Origin of the sequence: Nocardioides marinus (assembly GCF_013408145.1) — a bacterium.
GTDB lineage: Bacteria > Actinomycetota > Actinomycetes > Propionibacteriales > Nocardioidaceae > Nocardioides > Nocardioides marinus.
Window position 1 is genome coordinate 1,368,840 of sequence record NZ_JACBZI010000001.1, and the last position, 13,225, is coordinate 1,382,064.

Genomic DNA, 13,225 nt, shown 5'->3' on the forward strand with positions numbered 1-13,225 from the left:
TCTCTGGGCGCGCCGGGACGGCGCGTGGGGAGGCTCCGGGCGGTCGGTCGCCGGGGAGCCGGGGTCAGGAGGCGAGGAGGACCGGGGGCCCGCGGTGGGGTACGACGCGGTGGTGGCGCAACCCGGCCGGCCGGGTGACCCGGGGCCGGACGGGCAGGCGTGCGGGGCGGGGGGCGGCGAGCGCGGCGAGGAGGGCCTGCAGGCACCGGGCCCGGGTCATGGCCCGGAAGGCGCCCTGGGCGGTGAGCAGCAGCACCCGCCACAGGGCCTTCTCGCCCAGGGCCAGCCAGAGGCCGAGCGCGACGGCGGCGGCGGTGTGCGCGGTCAGCATGCCCAGGCCCTGTCCCTGCAGGTGGGCCAGCACGGAGGCGTCGATGCCCGGCGCGGTCGTGGCGGCGGCGTGGCTCTGCTCCATCAGGGAGCCGACACGGCGGCCGTCGACCGCGGCAGGGGTCAGCGGGCTGCCCGAGCGCATCGGCACGGCTGCCGCCGCGTCGCCGACGTGGCCCGCGGCGAGGGTCAGGGCGACGTGCACGCCGGTCTGGCCGCCCACGAGGAGCGCGACGACCCGCAGCGGACCGGCCGGGCCGGTCAGGAAGGCGGCCGCCACCGCGACGCAGGCGAGCGTCATCAGCGCCACGACGACAGGGGACGGCAGCAGGCCGCCGGCCGAGGTGTGCGAGACGGTGCCGACCAGGGCCATGGCCCCACCGAGCACGGCGGCCCGGGCCCACACCAGCGCCGAGCCGGGGACCGGGTGGGCGCCCGGTGCCGTGCTGGTGGGGGTGGTGGTGATGGTGGCCTCGCAGGCTCGGGGGTCGACGTACCCAGGGTAGGGGGCGGTGCCGCGGCAGTCCCGCCGTTCACGGTGACGCCCGCCACTCGCCGCACGCTCGCGCCGCTCGGCGACGACGAACGGTCGGACAGCCGATCGCCAACCCGGGGCGACCTAGGGTGGCGGGCGTCACACCCGATCACGTCAGGTCGCACCAGGAGAGCTCCCCATGATCGTCCCGTTCAGCGTGTCCGACTTCATCGAGCGTGCCCTCACCGTCTACGGCGAGCGCACCGGGGTGGTCGACGAGCCCGACCAGCCGGCGGCGCCGTTGGGCACCAAGGGGGAGCTGACCTACGCGGAGATGGCCTCGCTCGCCGCCCGGCAGGCAGCCCGGCTCGACGAGCTCGGCATCGGGGTCGGGGACCGCGTGGCGGTCGTCTCGCACAACTCCGCCCGGCTGCTGACGTCGTTCTTCGGGGTCTCGGGCTACGGCCGGGTGCTGGTGCCGGTCAACTTCCGGCTGCGTCCCGACGAGGTGCGCTACATCGTGGAGCACTCCGGGGCCCGGGTGCTGATCGTCGACCCCGAGCTCGACGAGGCGCTGGCCGACGTCACCGCCGAGCACCGCTTCGTCATCGGTGACGACGACCTGCTCTACGCCCCCGAGGGCACGGTGCCGCAGCCGTGGGAGCCCGACGAGAACGCCACGGCGTGCATCAACTACACCTCCGGCACCACCGCGCGACCCAAGGGCGTGCAGATCACCCACCGCAACATCTGGGTCAACGCCGTCACCTTCGCGATGCACGCGCAAGTCAGCGATCGCGACGTCTACCTCCACACGCTGCCGATGTTCCACGCCAACGGCTGGGGCATGCCGTACGCGATGACAGGCCTGGGCGCCAAGCACGTGGTGCTGCGCAAGATCGACGGCGCGGAGATCCTGCGCCGCGTCGCCGAGCACGGGGTGACGGTCATGTGCGCCGCCCCCGCCGTGGCGGCTGCCGTGCTGGAGGCCGCCCAGGACTGGGAGGGCGAGATCCCCGGCCGCGACCGGGTGCGGATCATCATGGCCGGCGCCCCGCCGCCGACGAAGACGGTCGTGCGGGTGCAGGAGGAGCTCGGCTGGGAGTTCATCCAGATCTACGGCCTCACCGAGACCAGCCCGCTGCTCACCTTCAACCGCACCCGCGCGGAGTGGGACCACCTGCCGGCCGAGGAGCGCGCGGGGCTGCTGACCCGCGCGGGTGCTCCGGCGCTCGGCGTACGGCTCTCGACCTCCGCGCCGGACGAGGACGGGGAGGGCGGGGGCGAGGTGCTGGCCCGCTCCAACGTCGTGCTCGAGGGCTACTGGGACCAGCCCGAGGAGTCCGCCCGTGCGTTGGCAGGGGGCTGGTTCCACACCGGGGACGGCGGCGTGATCGGCGAGGACGGCTACCTCACGATCAGCGACCGGAAGAAGGACGTGATCATCACCGGCGGGGAGAACGTCTCCTCCATCGAGGTCGAGGACGTGCTGTTCTCCCACCCCGCGGTCTCCGAGGTCGCGGTCATCGGGGTGCCGAGCGAGAAGTGGGGCGAGACCATCAAGGCCCTGGTCGTCCTGGCACCCGGCGAGCAGGTCACCGAGGCCGAGCTCATCGCCTGGTGCAAGGACAAGGCGGCCGGCTACAAGGCCCCCACCTCGATCGAGTTCCGCGACGAGCTGGCCCGCACCGCCACCGGCAAGCTGCAGAAGTTCAAGCTGCGGGCGCCGTACTGGGAGGGCCGTGACCGGCAGGTGAACTGACCGCCGTCAGCGTCCAGGATCGGGTGGACTGGGGTCCGCGGTCCCCGGGCGGGGACAGGACAGGAGGACCCACGTGACCACGTCCCTGCACGGCGTCGTGCCGGCGATCATCGACACCCACATCCACCAGTGGGATCCCTTCGCGACGCCCCGGGAGGCGTCGCGCCTGGCGCCCCTCTACCGCCGCGCTCCTCGGCTCTTCGAGCGGTTGCTGCCCGTGCTGCTGCCCCGGCCCAAGAGGGAGCTCGTCCTCACCGCACAGCACGTCGCCAGGCCCTACCTGCCCGAGGACTACGCCCGCGACACCGCGGAGACCCTCGAGGCGGTGGGGGTCCCGGTGGAGGCCGCCGTGCACGTGCAGGCCGGCTGGCACGGACCCGACCAGTCCGCCGAGACGGCGTGGCTCGAGACCCTGCCTTTCGGGGCCTCCGGCCGGCCGGTGCTCGCGGCCGTCGTGGGCAACGCGGATCCGCGTGACCCCGGCTGTGGCGACCTGCTCGACGCACACCTGAGGGCCAGCGAGCGTTTCCGCGGGGTCCGGTTCATGACGACCTGGCACCCCGATCGCGGGGTGTTGGACTGGATCGACGAGCCGGGCGTGATGACGTCGCCGGCCTTCCTGCGCGGGTTCGCCGCGATCGCCGAGCGCGGGCTGACCTTCGACGCCTACGTCTACTCCCACCAGGTCCCCGAGGTCGTGACGCTGGCGCAGGAGTACCCCGACACGACGATCGTGCTGGACCACTACGCCCCGCCGGTCGGCGTGTGCGGACCGATGGGCAGGTCCACCGCGCGGAGCGACGGCGAGCGGCGCGACCTGCTCGCCCGCTGGCGCGACGACATCGCCCAGCTGGCCGGCTCGTGCCCGAACGTGGTGGCCAAGCACTCCGGCCTGGCGTTCCCCACGCTGGGGCACCGCGAGCGGGGACTCACCCGTCAGCAGCTCGCGGAGCGGGTCGCCCCGCTCGTGGAGCACACCACCGAGGTGTTCGGGCCCGACCGGCTGCTCTTCGGGTCGAACTTCCCCATGGACAAGTCCGTGACGGCGTACGGCGTCGTGGTGGGCGCGCTCGCCGACCTGCTGGCCGGTGGCGGGCCGGACCTGCTGCGCAAGGTGTTCCGGGACAACGCGAGGGCGGTCTACCGCCTCTGAGTCAGAGCGCGCGGAGCCCGGCGGTGACCAGGACGGCGACGACGACGCTCAGCACGAGCGAGCACCTGCGCCACAGCATCAGGGCTGCCACGGCGACCCCCATGGTGTGGGCCCCCACCGACCACGACCGGCCCGCCGCCAGCACGGAGGTGACGACCAAGGCGCTGAGCAGCGTCGGTGCCATGAGGACGATCACCCGCGTCACCGCTGCCGGCAGCACCCGACCCCCGAAGAGCACGGGACCCGCCGCCTTGATGAGCGCGGTCAGGGCTGCGAGGCCGAGGATGAGCCACCAGACCTGCGCGTAGCTGAGTGTCACCTGGCCCACCGCACGACACCGACGAGTGCCACGGCGCTGGCCGCGAGGATCGGAATGCCCGGCGGCGCGATCGGGACGAGCGCCAGTGCCACGAGGGCCCCGGCGATGGCCACCGAGCGCGAGGTGCGGCCCCGCAGCTCCGCGATCAGCAGCGACAGGAAGAAGACCGGGTAGATCGCGTCGAGACCCAGCCGGTCGGGGTCGCCGAGCAGGTCGCCGGAGACCGCGCCGACGAAGGAGCCCAGCGTCCACGCGAGGTACTGCGGCACTGTCGTGCCGAACAGCAGCCACCGGTCGAAGGTGCCGTCGCCCCGATGGGCGAGTGCCCACGAGGAGTCCACGACGGTCTGCCCCTGTGCGGCCCGTCGGAGGGGGCCACCGGGCAGCGAGGGCGCCAGTGCGATACCCATGGCCAGGAAGCGGGCGTTCATGAGGCTGCCTGCCGTCAGGGCCGCAGGGATGCCACCGCCGGCGGTGACCACGGACAACGCCGCGAACTGTGCGGAGCCGGCGAACACGATGACGGCGGTGACGCTCGCCTGGGCGACGCTGAACCCCGCCTGTCGTGCCAGCACCCCGAAGGAGACGCTGAGGAAGAACCCGACCGCCGCGAAGGGGACCCCCAGGCGGAGGCCCCGGCGGAAGGAGGTGCGGTGCTCCACTTCGTCAGGACGGCTTGACGTCCAGCACGACCTCGAACTCCAGCAGGTCCGCGCCGCTGGCGACCGGCTTGCGCTGCTCGCCCTCGGCGCCTTCCGGGCCGGCGTGCGCGGCGCGGGCGTCCCCGTCGCGCCAGGCGGCGAAGGCCTCCTCGTCGCGCCAGTGGGTGACCACGAAGTAGCGGTCGTCGCCGGCGACGGGCCGCAGCAGCTGGAAGCCGAGGAAGCCGTCGGCGCCGTCGACGGTGTGGGCGCGGGCGGCGAAGCGCTTCTCGAGCTCGGGGCCGGCCTGCGGCGGGACGGAGATGGCGTTGATCTTCACGACGGAGCTCTGGGCGGACATGCGGCGAGGATAGGCCGAGAGCCTGGGCCGCTACCCTCGCGGCCATGGCCGAGCCCACGTTGCGATCCCTGGTCGACCTCGTGCACGGCTGGTACCCGCCCGGCACCGCCGAGGGCTGGGACCGGGTCGGGCTGGTGCACGGTGACCTCGCCCAGCCCGTACGCCGGATCCTGCTGGCCGTCGACCCGGCACCCGCCGTGGCGCAGGAAGCCGCCGAGTGGGGCGCCGACCTGCTGCTCACCCACCACCCGCTCTACCTCAAGGGCGTGCACGGCTTCACCAGCCAGACGCCCAAGGGCCGCACCTCCCTGACGCTGGCGCGCGCCGACTGCGCCCTGCTGGCGGCGCACACCAACGCCGACCAGGCGCAGGGCGGGGTCTCGGAGGCGATGGCCGACGCGCTCGGCCTGCGTGAGGCCCGGCCGATCCTGCCGGCGCCGCTGCCGGCGGTCGACAAGCTGGGCGTGATGGTGCCCGAGCCGGACGCCGACGCGATGCGCGACGCCCTCGCGGCGGCCGGGGCCGGTCGGATCGGGGACTACGACCACGCGTCGTTCACCCTCGCCGGGCAGGGCCGCTTCCGCCCGCTGCCAGGCGCCGACCCCACGATCGGCTCGGTGGGAGAGATCGAGCACGTCGCGGAGGTCCGCATCGAGGTCGTGTTCCCCCGCGGCCGGCGCGACCACGTCGTCCGCGCGATGCTCGCCGCCCACCCCTACGAGGAGCCGGCCTACGACGTGCTCGAGCTGGCAGACCCCGGGATCGGCGTGACGGGCACCGGCCGGATCGGGGACGTCGGCCCGACGACCCTGGGCGCCTTCGCCGAGCAGGTGGCGGCGACGCTGCCGGGCACGGCGCACGGCGTGCGGGTCGCCGGCGACCTCGACCGGCCGGTACGCCGGGTGGCGCTGTGCGGGGGAGCGGGCGACTTCCTGCTCGACACCGTGCGCTCCACCAACGCCGACGTCTACGTCACCAGCGACCTGCGACACCACCCTGCGACCGAGTTCCTCGAGCACGAGGGCCCCGCCCTGGTCGACGTCGCGCACTGGGCAGCCGAGTGGACCTGGCTGCCGGTGCTGGCGAGGCGGCTCGAGGGCGCCCTGGGCGATACGGTGGAGGTCCGGGTGAGCACACGCTCCACCGACGCGTGGACCCACCGGCTCTGACCCGCCCCTGATCCGTCCGTACCCACCTCCCACCCACAGGAGTCCCGCTGAAAGCCGACCCCGCCGCCCAGCTCCGGCTGCTCGACGTCCAGGAGCTCGACTCCCGGACCCAGCAGCTGCAGCACCAGCGCCGCAGCCTGCCCGAGCTGGCCGAGATCGCCGAGCTCGAGCGCACCCGCGCCGCCCTGGTCGACGACGCCCGCGACGCGAAGATCGTCGTGGACGACCTCACCGTCGAGCAGGAGAAGGTCGACGCCGACGTGGAGACCGTCAAGGCGCGCCGCACCCGCGACCGCGAGCGGATGGACGCCGGGCTGATCAGCAACCCCAAGGACCTCGAGCGGATGACCGGCGAGCTGGAGTCGCTCGAGCGGCGCATCCGCACGCTGGAGGACGAGGAGCTCGAGGTCATGGAGCGGCTCGAGGCCGCCCAGGGCATGCTCTCGTCGATCAACGACCGGATCGGCGCCGCGGAGAGCCGCATCGCCGAGCTGGCCGCCGTCCGTGACGCCCGCTTCGCCGAGATCGACGCCGAGCTCGCCGACCTGGCCACCCGCCGCGGCCCGGCGGCCGAGGGGCTGCCCGCCGACCTGGTCGCGCTCTACGACAAGCTGCGCGAGACCAAGGGCGGCCTGGCCGCCTCGCACCTGACCCAGCGTCGCTGCGGCGGCTGCCAGCTCGGCATCGACGCCGCCGAGCTCGCCGCGATCAAGGCCGCCCCGGCCGACGAGGTCGTGCGCTGCGAGGAGTGCTCGCGGATCCTCGTCCGCACCGCCGAGTCCGGCCTGTGACCGCAGCCCCCGGGGCGGGCCCCGACGCGGTCGTCGTCGAGGCCGACGGCGGCTCGCGCGGCAACCCCGGCCCGGCCGGCTACGGCGCCCTGGTGCGCGACGCCGCCACCGGGGAGCTGCTCGCGGAGGCGGCGGTGGCCATCGGCGAGGCGACCAACAACGTCGCCGAGTACGCCGGGCTGATCGCGGGCCTGCGCCTCGCGCTCGACCACGCGCCGGGCGCACGGATCGAGGTCCGGATGGACTCCAAGCTGGTGGTGGAGCAGATGAAGGGGGCCTGGAAGGTCAAGCACCCCGGTCTGCAGCCGCTGCACGCCGAGGCACGCGACCTCGCGCCCGCCGGCACCACCTACACCTGGATCCCGCGCGCGGACAACGCCGACGCCGACGCCCTGGCCAACCGTGCGATGGACGGCGACGAGGTGGCGCCGGGCCCGGTGCGGGGGAGCGCCACCGACGAGGAGTCGGTGATCGAGGAGATCGAGTCACCGGGTGCGGCGCGCACCGAGCGCGAGCAGGACCAGGCCGGGCACCGTGGCTGGTCCCCGCCCACCGGTGCCCCGACGACACTGGTCCTCGTCCGCCACGGCGTCACGGCGCACACCTCCGCGAAGAAGTTCTCCGGCGGTCTCGGCGGGGACAACCCGCCGCTGAGCGACGAGGGGCTGGAGCAGGCGCGGGCGGCCGCGGCGTGGCTGGCGGGCCTGGGGGACCGGGTCGACGCCGTGCTGGCCTCGCCGGTACGCCGTACCCGCGAGACCGCCGCGGTCGTGGCCGACGCGCTGGGGCTGGAGGTCGAGCTGGAGCCGGGCTTCGCCGAGATGGAGTTCGGCGACTGGGACGGCCTCACCTTCGCCGAGGTCGCCGAGCGCGACCAGGAGGGGCTCGACGCCTGGCTGGGCTCGCTCGACGTCCCGCCGCCGGGCGGGGAGTCCTTCCGCGAGGTCGAGCGGCGGGTGCTGGGTGGGCTGCGCCGGGTGCTGGAGCAGCACGCCGGTCGCACGGTCGTCGTGGTCTCCCACGTCACCCCGATCAAGACCCTGGTCGCCCACACGATGGGGGCGCCGCTGGACGCGGTGTTCCGGATGGAGCTGTCGCCGGCCTCGGTCAGCGTCGTGTCGTTCTACCCCGACCCGCAGGCGCCGGACGGGGTGCGCGGGTCGATGCGGCTCTACAACACCCTGCCGCCGGGAAATGGCGCGACGTTGGACCCGGGTCGCTGGTAGAACCCGCGGGTGTCCACCGCTCGGCCGTCCCGATTGCACCGTGTCGTCCTGCTCGACCCCTCGCGTGACCGGTGGCGGGTGGTCGACGTCGACCAGCGCTGGGTCGACCACGGCGACCTGACCGCCGCTCTGGGTGTCGAGCGCGCCTGGAAGTGCGGGACGCCCCGGTGGGAGACCGACGACCGCGTGGTCCACCTGCTCGTGCCGGGAGAGGGGGAGTCGCTGGCGGAGGACGGGTGGTCGCGGGACCCGGCCGAGGCAGGGTTCGACGAAGCCACCGTGGACTGGTTGGTGGCGACGTACGACGCGTGGCGCACGGGACGGGTCGTGGTGACGGGTCAGCCCTGGTGGAGCGCAGCGTGGGCAGGCGAGGTGACCGCCTGGCTGGACGAGGTGCTCCCCGCAGTCGGGCTCGCTCGGGTGGCCGCGCCCGTGCCGGCCAAGCTGTGGTCGCTCTCGGCCGTGCTCCGCGTGCCGGTGGCCGCGGCGGAGGGCCAGGCCGGGGGAGTACGCCACCTGTGGTTCAAGGCGACCTGCGAGGGGTTCCGCGCCGAGCCGTCGCTGACCGCGCTCGTGGCCGGGCTGGCGCCGGACCTGACCCCCGACGTCGTCGCGGTGGACCCGGGCCGGGCGTGGATGCTGCTCGAGGAGCTGACGGGCGCCGACGCCGCACCGGCGCACCTGGCCGTGGGCGCTGCGGCGGGGATGGCCGGGCTCCAGCTCGGGGCCGACCGGGCCGACCTGCTGGCCGCCGGTGTCGAGGAGCGCACCCTCGCCGGGCTGGTGGGTGAGCTGCACCGGGCGCTGCACGACAGCGTCCTGAGCAACCGCTTCCCCGCCCACCGGTGGGCGGAGTGGGCCGAGGTCGAGCCGTGGGTGGTCGAGCAGATCGAGGCGCTCGACGCGATCGGCCTCCCGACCGCCCTCAGCCACGGCGACCTGCACCTCGGCAACATCGCCGGGGACAGCACGCCGGTCGTCTTCGACTGGACCGACGCCTGCCTCACCCACCCGTACCTCGACGCGCGGCACCTGGCCAACGAGTGCTCGGACGAGGAGCACGCCGCGCAGGTGTGGACCGCGTGGTCGCAGCCGTGGCGGGCGGCCTACCCGGACGTGGACCACGATCGGGCGTGGTCGCTGACGCCCGCCGTCGAGACGGCGTTCCAGGTGGCCACCTACGAACGGATCCTCCGCGCCCAGGACCCCGACAGTCGCTCCGACCTGGCCGCGGTGGTGCCGTGGCTGCACGAGCAGCTCCGCGCTGCGCGGGACGCGGCGGGCGCCGGCTGACCCGTCGATCGGATCGGCCACGGATGATCGGGCGGCACGACCTCCGATGCAGACAGGCTGGTGGCGAAGAGAGGAGGACCACGTGATCGTCGAGCTCAACCGAGCCGTGGCGCTGGTCGAGGAGCACCTCGCCGAGGACCCGGCGCCACGCGTCGACGTCGCGGCGCTGGCCGCCAGCATCGGGACCACCGAGCACCACCTGAGGCGCATGTTCGCGTCGTTGGCGGGGATGCCGCTGTCGGACTACGTCCGTCGTCGCCGGATGTCCTTGGCCGCCCGCGACCTGACGACGGGCCGAGCGGACCTGCTCACGGTGGCCGTGCGTCACGGCTACGGCTCGGCTGAGGCGTTCGGCCGGGCCTTCCGTGCCGTGCACGGCGCCAGCCCGGCCGAGGTGAGACGTGATGGCGGTCCTCTGCGCACCCAGCCCGCGATCAGCTTCGCGCTGACCGTCCACGGAGGAGAACCCATGCACACCCGCATCGTCGACCTGCCCGACCTGCGCCTGATCGGGCACGCCCGACGCGTCCGCCTGGTGCACGAGGGGGTCAACCCCGAGATCGCCGCGCTCGTCGCGTCCGTGTCCGTCGAGGAGACGCGACGGCTCAAGAAGCTCAACGACGTCGAGCCGCGAGGCGTCGTGGCGGTGAGCGACGACCTCGACCCGGACCGTGAGGAAGGCACCGAGCTCACCTACCTCCACGGTGTCGCCAGCACCGCGGAGGCCGACGACCTCGACGTGGTGACGGCTCCGGCCGGGACGTGGGCGGTCTTCACGGTCGACGGGCCCTACCCGGCGGCCCTGCAGGACATCTGGGCGAGGACGGCCACCGAGTGGTTCCCGTCCCAGCCCTGGAGGCTGCGTCCGGGACCCGAGGTCGTCGCGGTCCAGGCCATGGACCCGGCTGACGGCTCGGCCAGGTGTGAGCTGTGGCTGCCGGTCGAGCCGAGCTGAGCTACAGCTCCTCGACCACCACGTCGAGCTGGGTGCCCTTGGCGGTCGGCTCGCCGACCTCGACCATCCAGCCCAGGTCGCGCAGCGCCTCGGCGAGGCGTGCGGGGGTGCCCGGGTTGGCGCCGTCCTCGAGGAGGGCACGGGTGATCCGGCCCTTGGTCGCCTTGTTGAAGTGGGAGACGACCTTCCGCTTCCCGCCGACCTCGTGGAGCACGCGGACGGTGGCCACCCGCGGCGCCAGGTCCGGCGCCGGGCGCCAGAAGGCGGCGTAGGCGGCCGAGCGCAGGTCGACCAGCAGCCCGCCGCCGAGCAGGTCGCTCATGGCGGGGTCGAGGTGGGTGCGCCAGTGGGTCGCCACCGGGCCGAGGCCGGGCAGCGTCGTACCCCCCGACAGGCGGTAGGCGGGGATCCGGTCGCCGGGCCGGACCACGCCGAAGAGGCTCGAGGTCACCGCGAGCCGGGTCGAGGCGCGGCGGCGGGCCGCCGTCGACAGGGTCGGGGCGTCGAGCGCGTCGTAGACCACGCCGCTGTAGACCGCGTCGGCCCGCGCCGTCGGCGCGTCGACGAGACCGGCGTTCAGCGCGACCAGGTCGTGCTGGGTGGCGCCGACCTCCAGCACCCGGGCGGCGGTCGCCACGTCGCCGGAGCACAGGTCGACCAGCGCGTCGATCACCGCGCGGCGGGCGTCGGTGAGCTCGGGGGAGGTGAGGGCGGCCAGGTCGAGCGGCTTGCCCCGGCGGGGTGCGGTCTTGCCCTCGCTGGGCGGCAGGAGGATCAACATGGTGCTGGCTATGGTGCCTGCATGACCTCCCACCCCGTCCTGCGGGTCCCGGCCAGCCTCCTGCGCGAGGAGGTACGCCGGTTGCAGGCCGAGCTCGAGGTGACCCCGGCCTTCCCGGCCGAGGTCGAGGAGGCCGCGGCGCGCGCGGCGCAGGCTCCTCGGTTGCCCGAGCTGGACCGCACCGACCTGCCCCTCGTGACCATCGACCCCGAGGGGGCGCGCGACCTCGACCAGGCGCTGCACGTCGCCCGTGACGGCGACGGCTGGGTGGTGCACTACGCCATCGCCGACGTGGCGGCCTTCGTCAGCCCGGGCGACCCGGTCGACGTGGAGGCCAACCACCGTGGCGAGACGCTCTACGGCGCGGAGGGGAAGGTGCCGCTGCACCCGCCGGCGATCAGCGAGGACGCGGCGTCCCTGCTGCCGGACCGGGTGCGCCCGGCGCTGCTGTGGACCATCCGGCTCGGCCCCGACGGCGAGCGCGTGGACGCCGACGTGCGGCGGGCGCTCGTGCGCAGCCGCGAGCAGCTGACCTACGAGGAGGCGCAGCGCAGGGTCGACGCCGGTGAGGGTCCCGAGACGCTGGCGCGGCTCGCAGAGGTCGGGCCGTTGCGGCTGGCCCGCGAGGCCGCCCGCGGCGGTGTCTCGCTGCCCCTGCCCGAGCAGGAGGTCGTCGTCGACGGCCACCGCTGGCACCTCGAGCACCGTGCTCGACTGCCCGTGGAGGACTGGAACGCCCAGGTCTCGCTGCTCACCGGGTACGCCGCGGCCGCGATGATGGTCTACGGCCGGGTCGGCATCCTGCGCACGCTCCCGCCGGCCGACCCGCGCGACGTGCAGCGGCTGCACCGCACGGCCCGCGCTCTGGGCATCGAGTGGCCCGCCGAGCTGCTCTACCCCGACTTCGTCCGCAGCCTGGACCCCACCCGCCCCGAGCACGCCGCGATGGTGGTGGCCTGCACCCGGCTGCTGCGCGGCAGCGGCTACACCGCCTTCGACGGCGAGCTGCCCGAGCAGCCGCTGCACGCGGCGCTGGCCGCGGAGTACGCCCACGTCACGGCGCCGCTGCGCCGGCTCGTGGACCGCTATGCCTCGGAGGTGTGCGTGGCCCTGTGCGCCGGTGTCGAGGTCCCCGCCTGGGTGCACGCCGCACTGCCGGAGCTGCCGGGCACGATGCGCCGCTCCGGGCGGGTCGCGTCGGCGTACGAGCGGGGGGTGCTGGACCTCGTCGAGGCCGGCGTGCTGCGCGACCGGGTCGGCGAGGAGATGACCGGGGTGGTCGTCGAGGTCGACGACAACAAGCCGCACCGCGGCCAGGTCGTGGTGGCCGGTCCCGCGGTCGAGGCCCGCATCGAGGGCGAGTCGCCGCTGCCGTTGGGCGAGGAGATGCAGGTCAGGCTCGTCGAGGCCGACGTGTCCGCCAGGCGCGTTCGTTTCGCACCGGCGTGACCGACCGGGCATGATTCACCCTGTCCGGGTCGGGCGCCCTCTCACCCCCCCTGGTGGGCGCCGGGCCCGGACACCTCGCCGGGCGAGGCGTCCGGGGGACGAGTGCGGATGGGCCGACCTGTAGGCCGGGTTCTGTCCCTCGCCCTCTCGGGTCCGGGGGCGACCATCCATCTACGGTCGCCGTTGCCGACGACCTCCAGCGATCTACCCGTGTGCTCGGGCGGGCAGCCCTCGAACGCACACGCGCCACCGAAGTGACTTCTTGACCTTGCTCCAGGTGGGGTTTGCCGAGCCGACCGGGTCGCCCCGGTCGCTGGTGGTCTCTTACACCACCGTTTCACCATCACCGGCCCTCCCGATCGCTCGAGGGGGTCGGCTGTCTGTTCTCTGTGGCACTGTCCCGCAGGTTGCCCCGGGTGGGTGTTACCCACCACCTCGCCCTGTGGAGCCCGGACCTTCCTCGGCGCACCCACGAGGGGTGCGACGCGGTCGCCCGGTCGGCCCATCCGCACCGCGATGC

Annotated in this window: 13 protein-coding genes and 1 other RNA gene; 8 read left to right on the plus strand and 6 right to left on the minus strand. The window is 74.3% G+C overall.

Features of this window, described 5'->3' with window-relative positions:
• Nucleotides 1–64: 64 nt before the first annotated feature.
• Nucleotides 65–703 carry a hypothetical protein gene (locus BKA05_RS06580; protein WP_179530715.1) on the minus strand — a complete coding sequence of 213 codons (639 nt, stop codon included), beginning with the start codon at nt 701–703 and terminating at the stop codon, nt 65–67.
• Nucleotides 704–1,004: 301 nt separating this feature from the next.
• Here BKA05_RS06580 and BKA05_RS06585 point away from each other — a divergent pair, with 301 nt between their 5' ends.
• Nucleotides 1,005–2,567: an AMP-binding protein gene (locus tag BKA05_RS06585; protein WP_179530716.1), complete on the plus strand. Its 1,563-nt coding sequence runs from the start codon at nt 1,005–1,007 to the stop codon at nt 2,565–2,567.
• 73 nt (nt 2,568–2,640) lie between these two features.
• The gene (locus tag BKA05_RS06590) at nt 2,641–3,720 is read left to right on the plus strand and encodes an amidohydrolase family protein (protein WP_218842343.1); all 1,080 of its coding nucleotides are present in this window, start codon (nt 2,641–2,643) and stop codon (nt 3,718–3,720) included.
• A gap of 1 nt (nt 3,721) precedes the next feature.
• Here BKA05_RS06590 and BKA05_RS06595 read toward each other — a convergent pair whose 3' ends face one another.
• The 3 genes from BKA05_RS06595 to BKA05_RS06605 are packed head-to-tail and all read right to left on the minus strand — an operon-like array spanning nt 3,722 to nt 5,041.
• Nucleotides 3,722–4,039 carry an AzlD domain-containing protein gene (locus tag BKA05_RS06595; protein WP_179530717.1) on the minus strand — a complete coding sequence of 106 codons (318 nt, stop codon included), beginning with the start codon at nt 4,037–4,039 and terminating at the stop codon, nt 3,722–3,724.
• The gene (locus BKA05_RS06600; protein WP_179530718.1) at nt 4,036–4,701 is read right to left on the minus strand and encodes an AzlC family ABC transporter permease; all 666 of its coding nucleotides are present in this window, start codon (nt 4,699–4,701) and stop codon (nt 4,036–4,038) included. The genes BKA05_RS06595 and BKA05_RS06600 overlap by 4 nt, the downstream gene beginning before the upstream one ends.
• A 4-nt stretch (nt 4,702–4,705) precedes the next feature.
• Entirely contained in the window at nt 4,706–5,041 is a 336-nt protein-coding gene (locus BKA05_RS06605) for an antibiotic biosynthesis monooxygenase family protein (protein ID WP_179530719.1), read from the minus strand.
• A gap of 44 nt (nt 5,042–5,085) precedes the next feature.
• Here BKA05_RS06605 and BKA05_RS06610 point away from each other — a divergent pair, with 44 nt between their 5' ends.
• From BKA05_RS06610 to BKA05_RS06630, 5 genes are all read left to right on the plus strand, one after another.
• On the plus strand, nt 5,086–6,210 hold the full coding sequence (locus tag BKA05_RS06610) for a Nif3-like dinuclear metal center hexameric protein (RefSeq protein ID WP_179530720.1): 1,125 nt from the start codon (nt 5,086–5,088) through the stop codon (nt 6,208–6,210).
• Between the two features lie 77 nt (nt 6,211–6,287).
• Complete coding sequence (locus BKA05_RS06615) at nt 6,288–7,001, plus strand: zinc ribbon domain-containing protein (RefSeq protein ID WP_425489727.1); 714 nt, start codon at nt 6,288–6,290, stop codon at nt 6,999–7,001.
• Complete coding sequence (locus tag BKA05_RS06620; protein ID WP_179530721.1) at nt 6,998–8,227, plus strand: bifunctional RNase H/acid phosphatase; 1,230 nt, start codon at nt 6,998–7,000, stop codon at nt 8,225–8,227. Before BKA05_RS06615 ends, BKA05_RS06620 begins: the two co-directional genes overlap by 4 nt.
• Nucleotides 8,228–8,236: 9 nt before the next feature.
• Nucleotides 8,237–9,520 carry a phosphotransferase gene (locus BKA05_RS06625; RefSeq protein WP_179530722.1) on the plus strand — a complete coding sequence of 428 codons (1,284 nt, stop codon included), beginning with the start codon at nt 8,237–8,239 and terminating at the stop codon, nt 9,518–9,520.
• Nucleotides 9,521–9,602: 82 nt separating this feature from the next.
• Nucleotides 9,603–10,475: a GyrI-like domain-containing protein gene (locus BKA05_RS06630; protein ID WP_179530723.1), complete on the plus strand. Its 873-nt coding sequence runs from the start codon at nt 9,603–9,605 to the stop codon at nt 10,473–10,475.
• Between the two features lies 1 nt (nt 10,476).
• On the opposite strand, the gene yaaA is transcribed toward BKA05_RS06630, so the two are convergent.
• On the minus strand, nt 10,477–11,256 hold the full coding sequence (gene yaaA, locus BKA05_RS06635; RefSeq protein ID WP_179530724.1) for a peroxide stress protein YaaA: 780 nt from the start codon (nt 11,254–11,256) through the stop codon (nt 10,477–10,479).
• Nucleotides 11,257–11,277: 21 nt separating this feature from the next.
• On the opposite strand from yaaA, the gene BKA05_RS06640 reads away from it, so the two are divergent.
• Nucleotides 11,278–12,705 (plus strand): RNB domain-containing ribonuclease, encoded by a 1,428-nt coding sequence (locus BKA05_RS06640; protein WP_179530725.1) that lies wholly within the window; start codon nt 11,278–11,280, stop codon nt 12,703–12,705.
• A 105-nt stretch (nt 12,706–12,810) separates the two neighbouring features.
• Here the strand turns inward: BKA05_RS06640 and rnpB are convergent.
• Nucleotides 12,811–13,210: RNase P RNA component class A (rnpB, locus tag BKA05_RS06645), an RNA gene on the minus strand.
• Between the last annotated feature and the right edge of the window lie 15 nt (nt 13,211–13,225).

Bases quoted from the DNA above. Each gene is read 5' to 3' on its own strand.
- BKA05_RS06580 (WP_179530715.1), bottom strand. From the start codon at position 703: ATGGCCCTGGTCGGCACCGTCTCGCACACCTCGGCCGGCGGCCTGCTG.
- BKA05_RS06585 (WP_179530716.1), top strand. From the start codon at position 1,005: ATGATCGTCCCGTTCAGCGTGTCCGACTTCATCGAGCGTGCCCTCACC.
- BKA05_RS06605 (WP_179530719.1), bottom strand. From the start codon at position 5,041: ATGTCCGCCCAGAGCTCCGTCGTGAAGATCAACGCCATCTCCGTCCCG.
- BKA05_RS06610 (WP_179530720.1), top strand. From the start codon at position 5,086: ATGGCCGAGCCCACGTTGCGATCCCTGGTCGACCTCGTGCACGGCTGG.
- yaaA (WP_179530724.1), bottom strand. From the start codon at position 11,256: ATGTTGATCCTCCTGCCGCCCAGCGAGGGCAAGACCGCACCCCGCCGG.
- BKA05_RS06640 (WP_179530725.1), top strand. From the start codon at position 11,278: ATGACCTCCCACCCCGTCCTGCGGGTCCCGGCCAGCCTCCTGCGCGAG.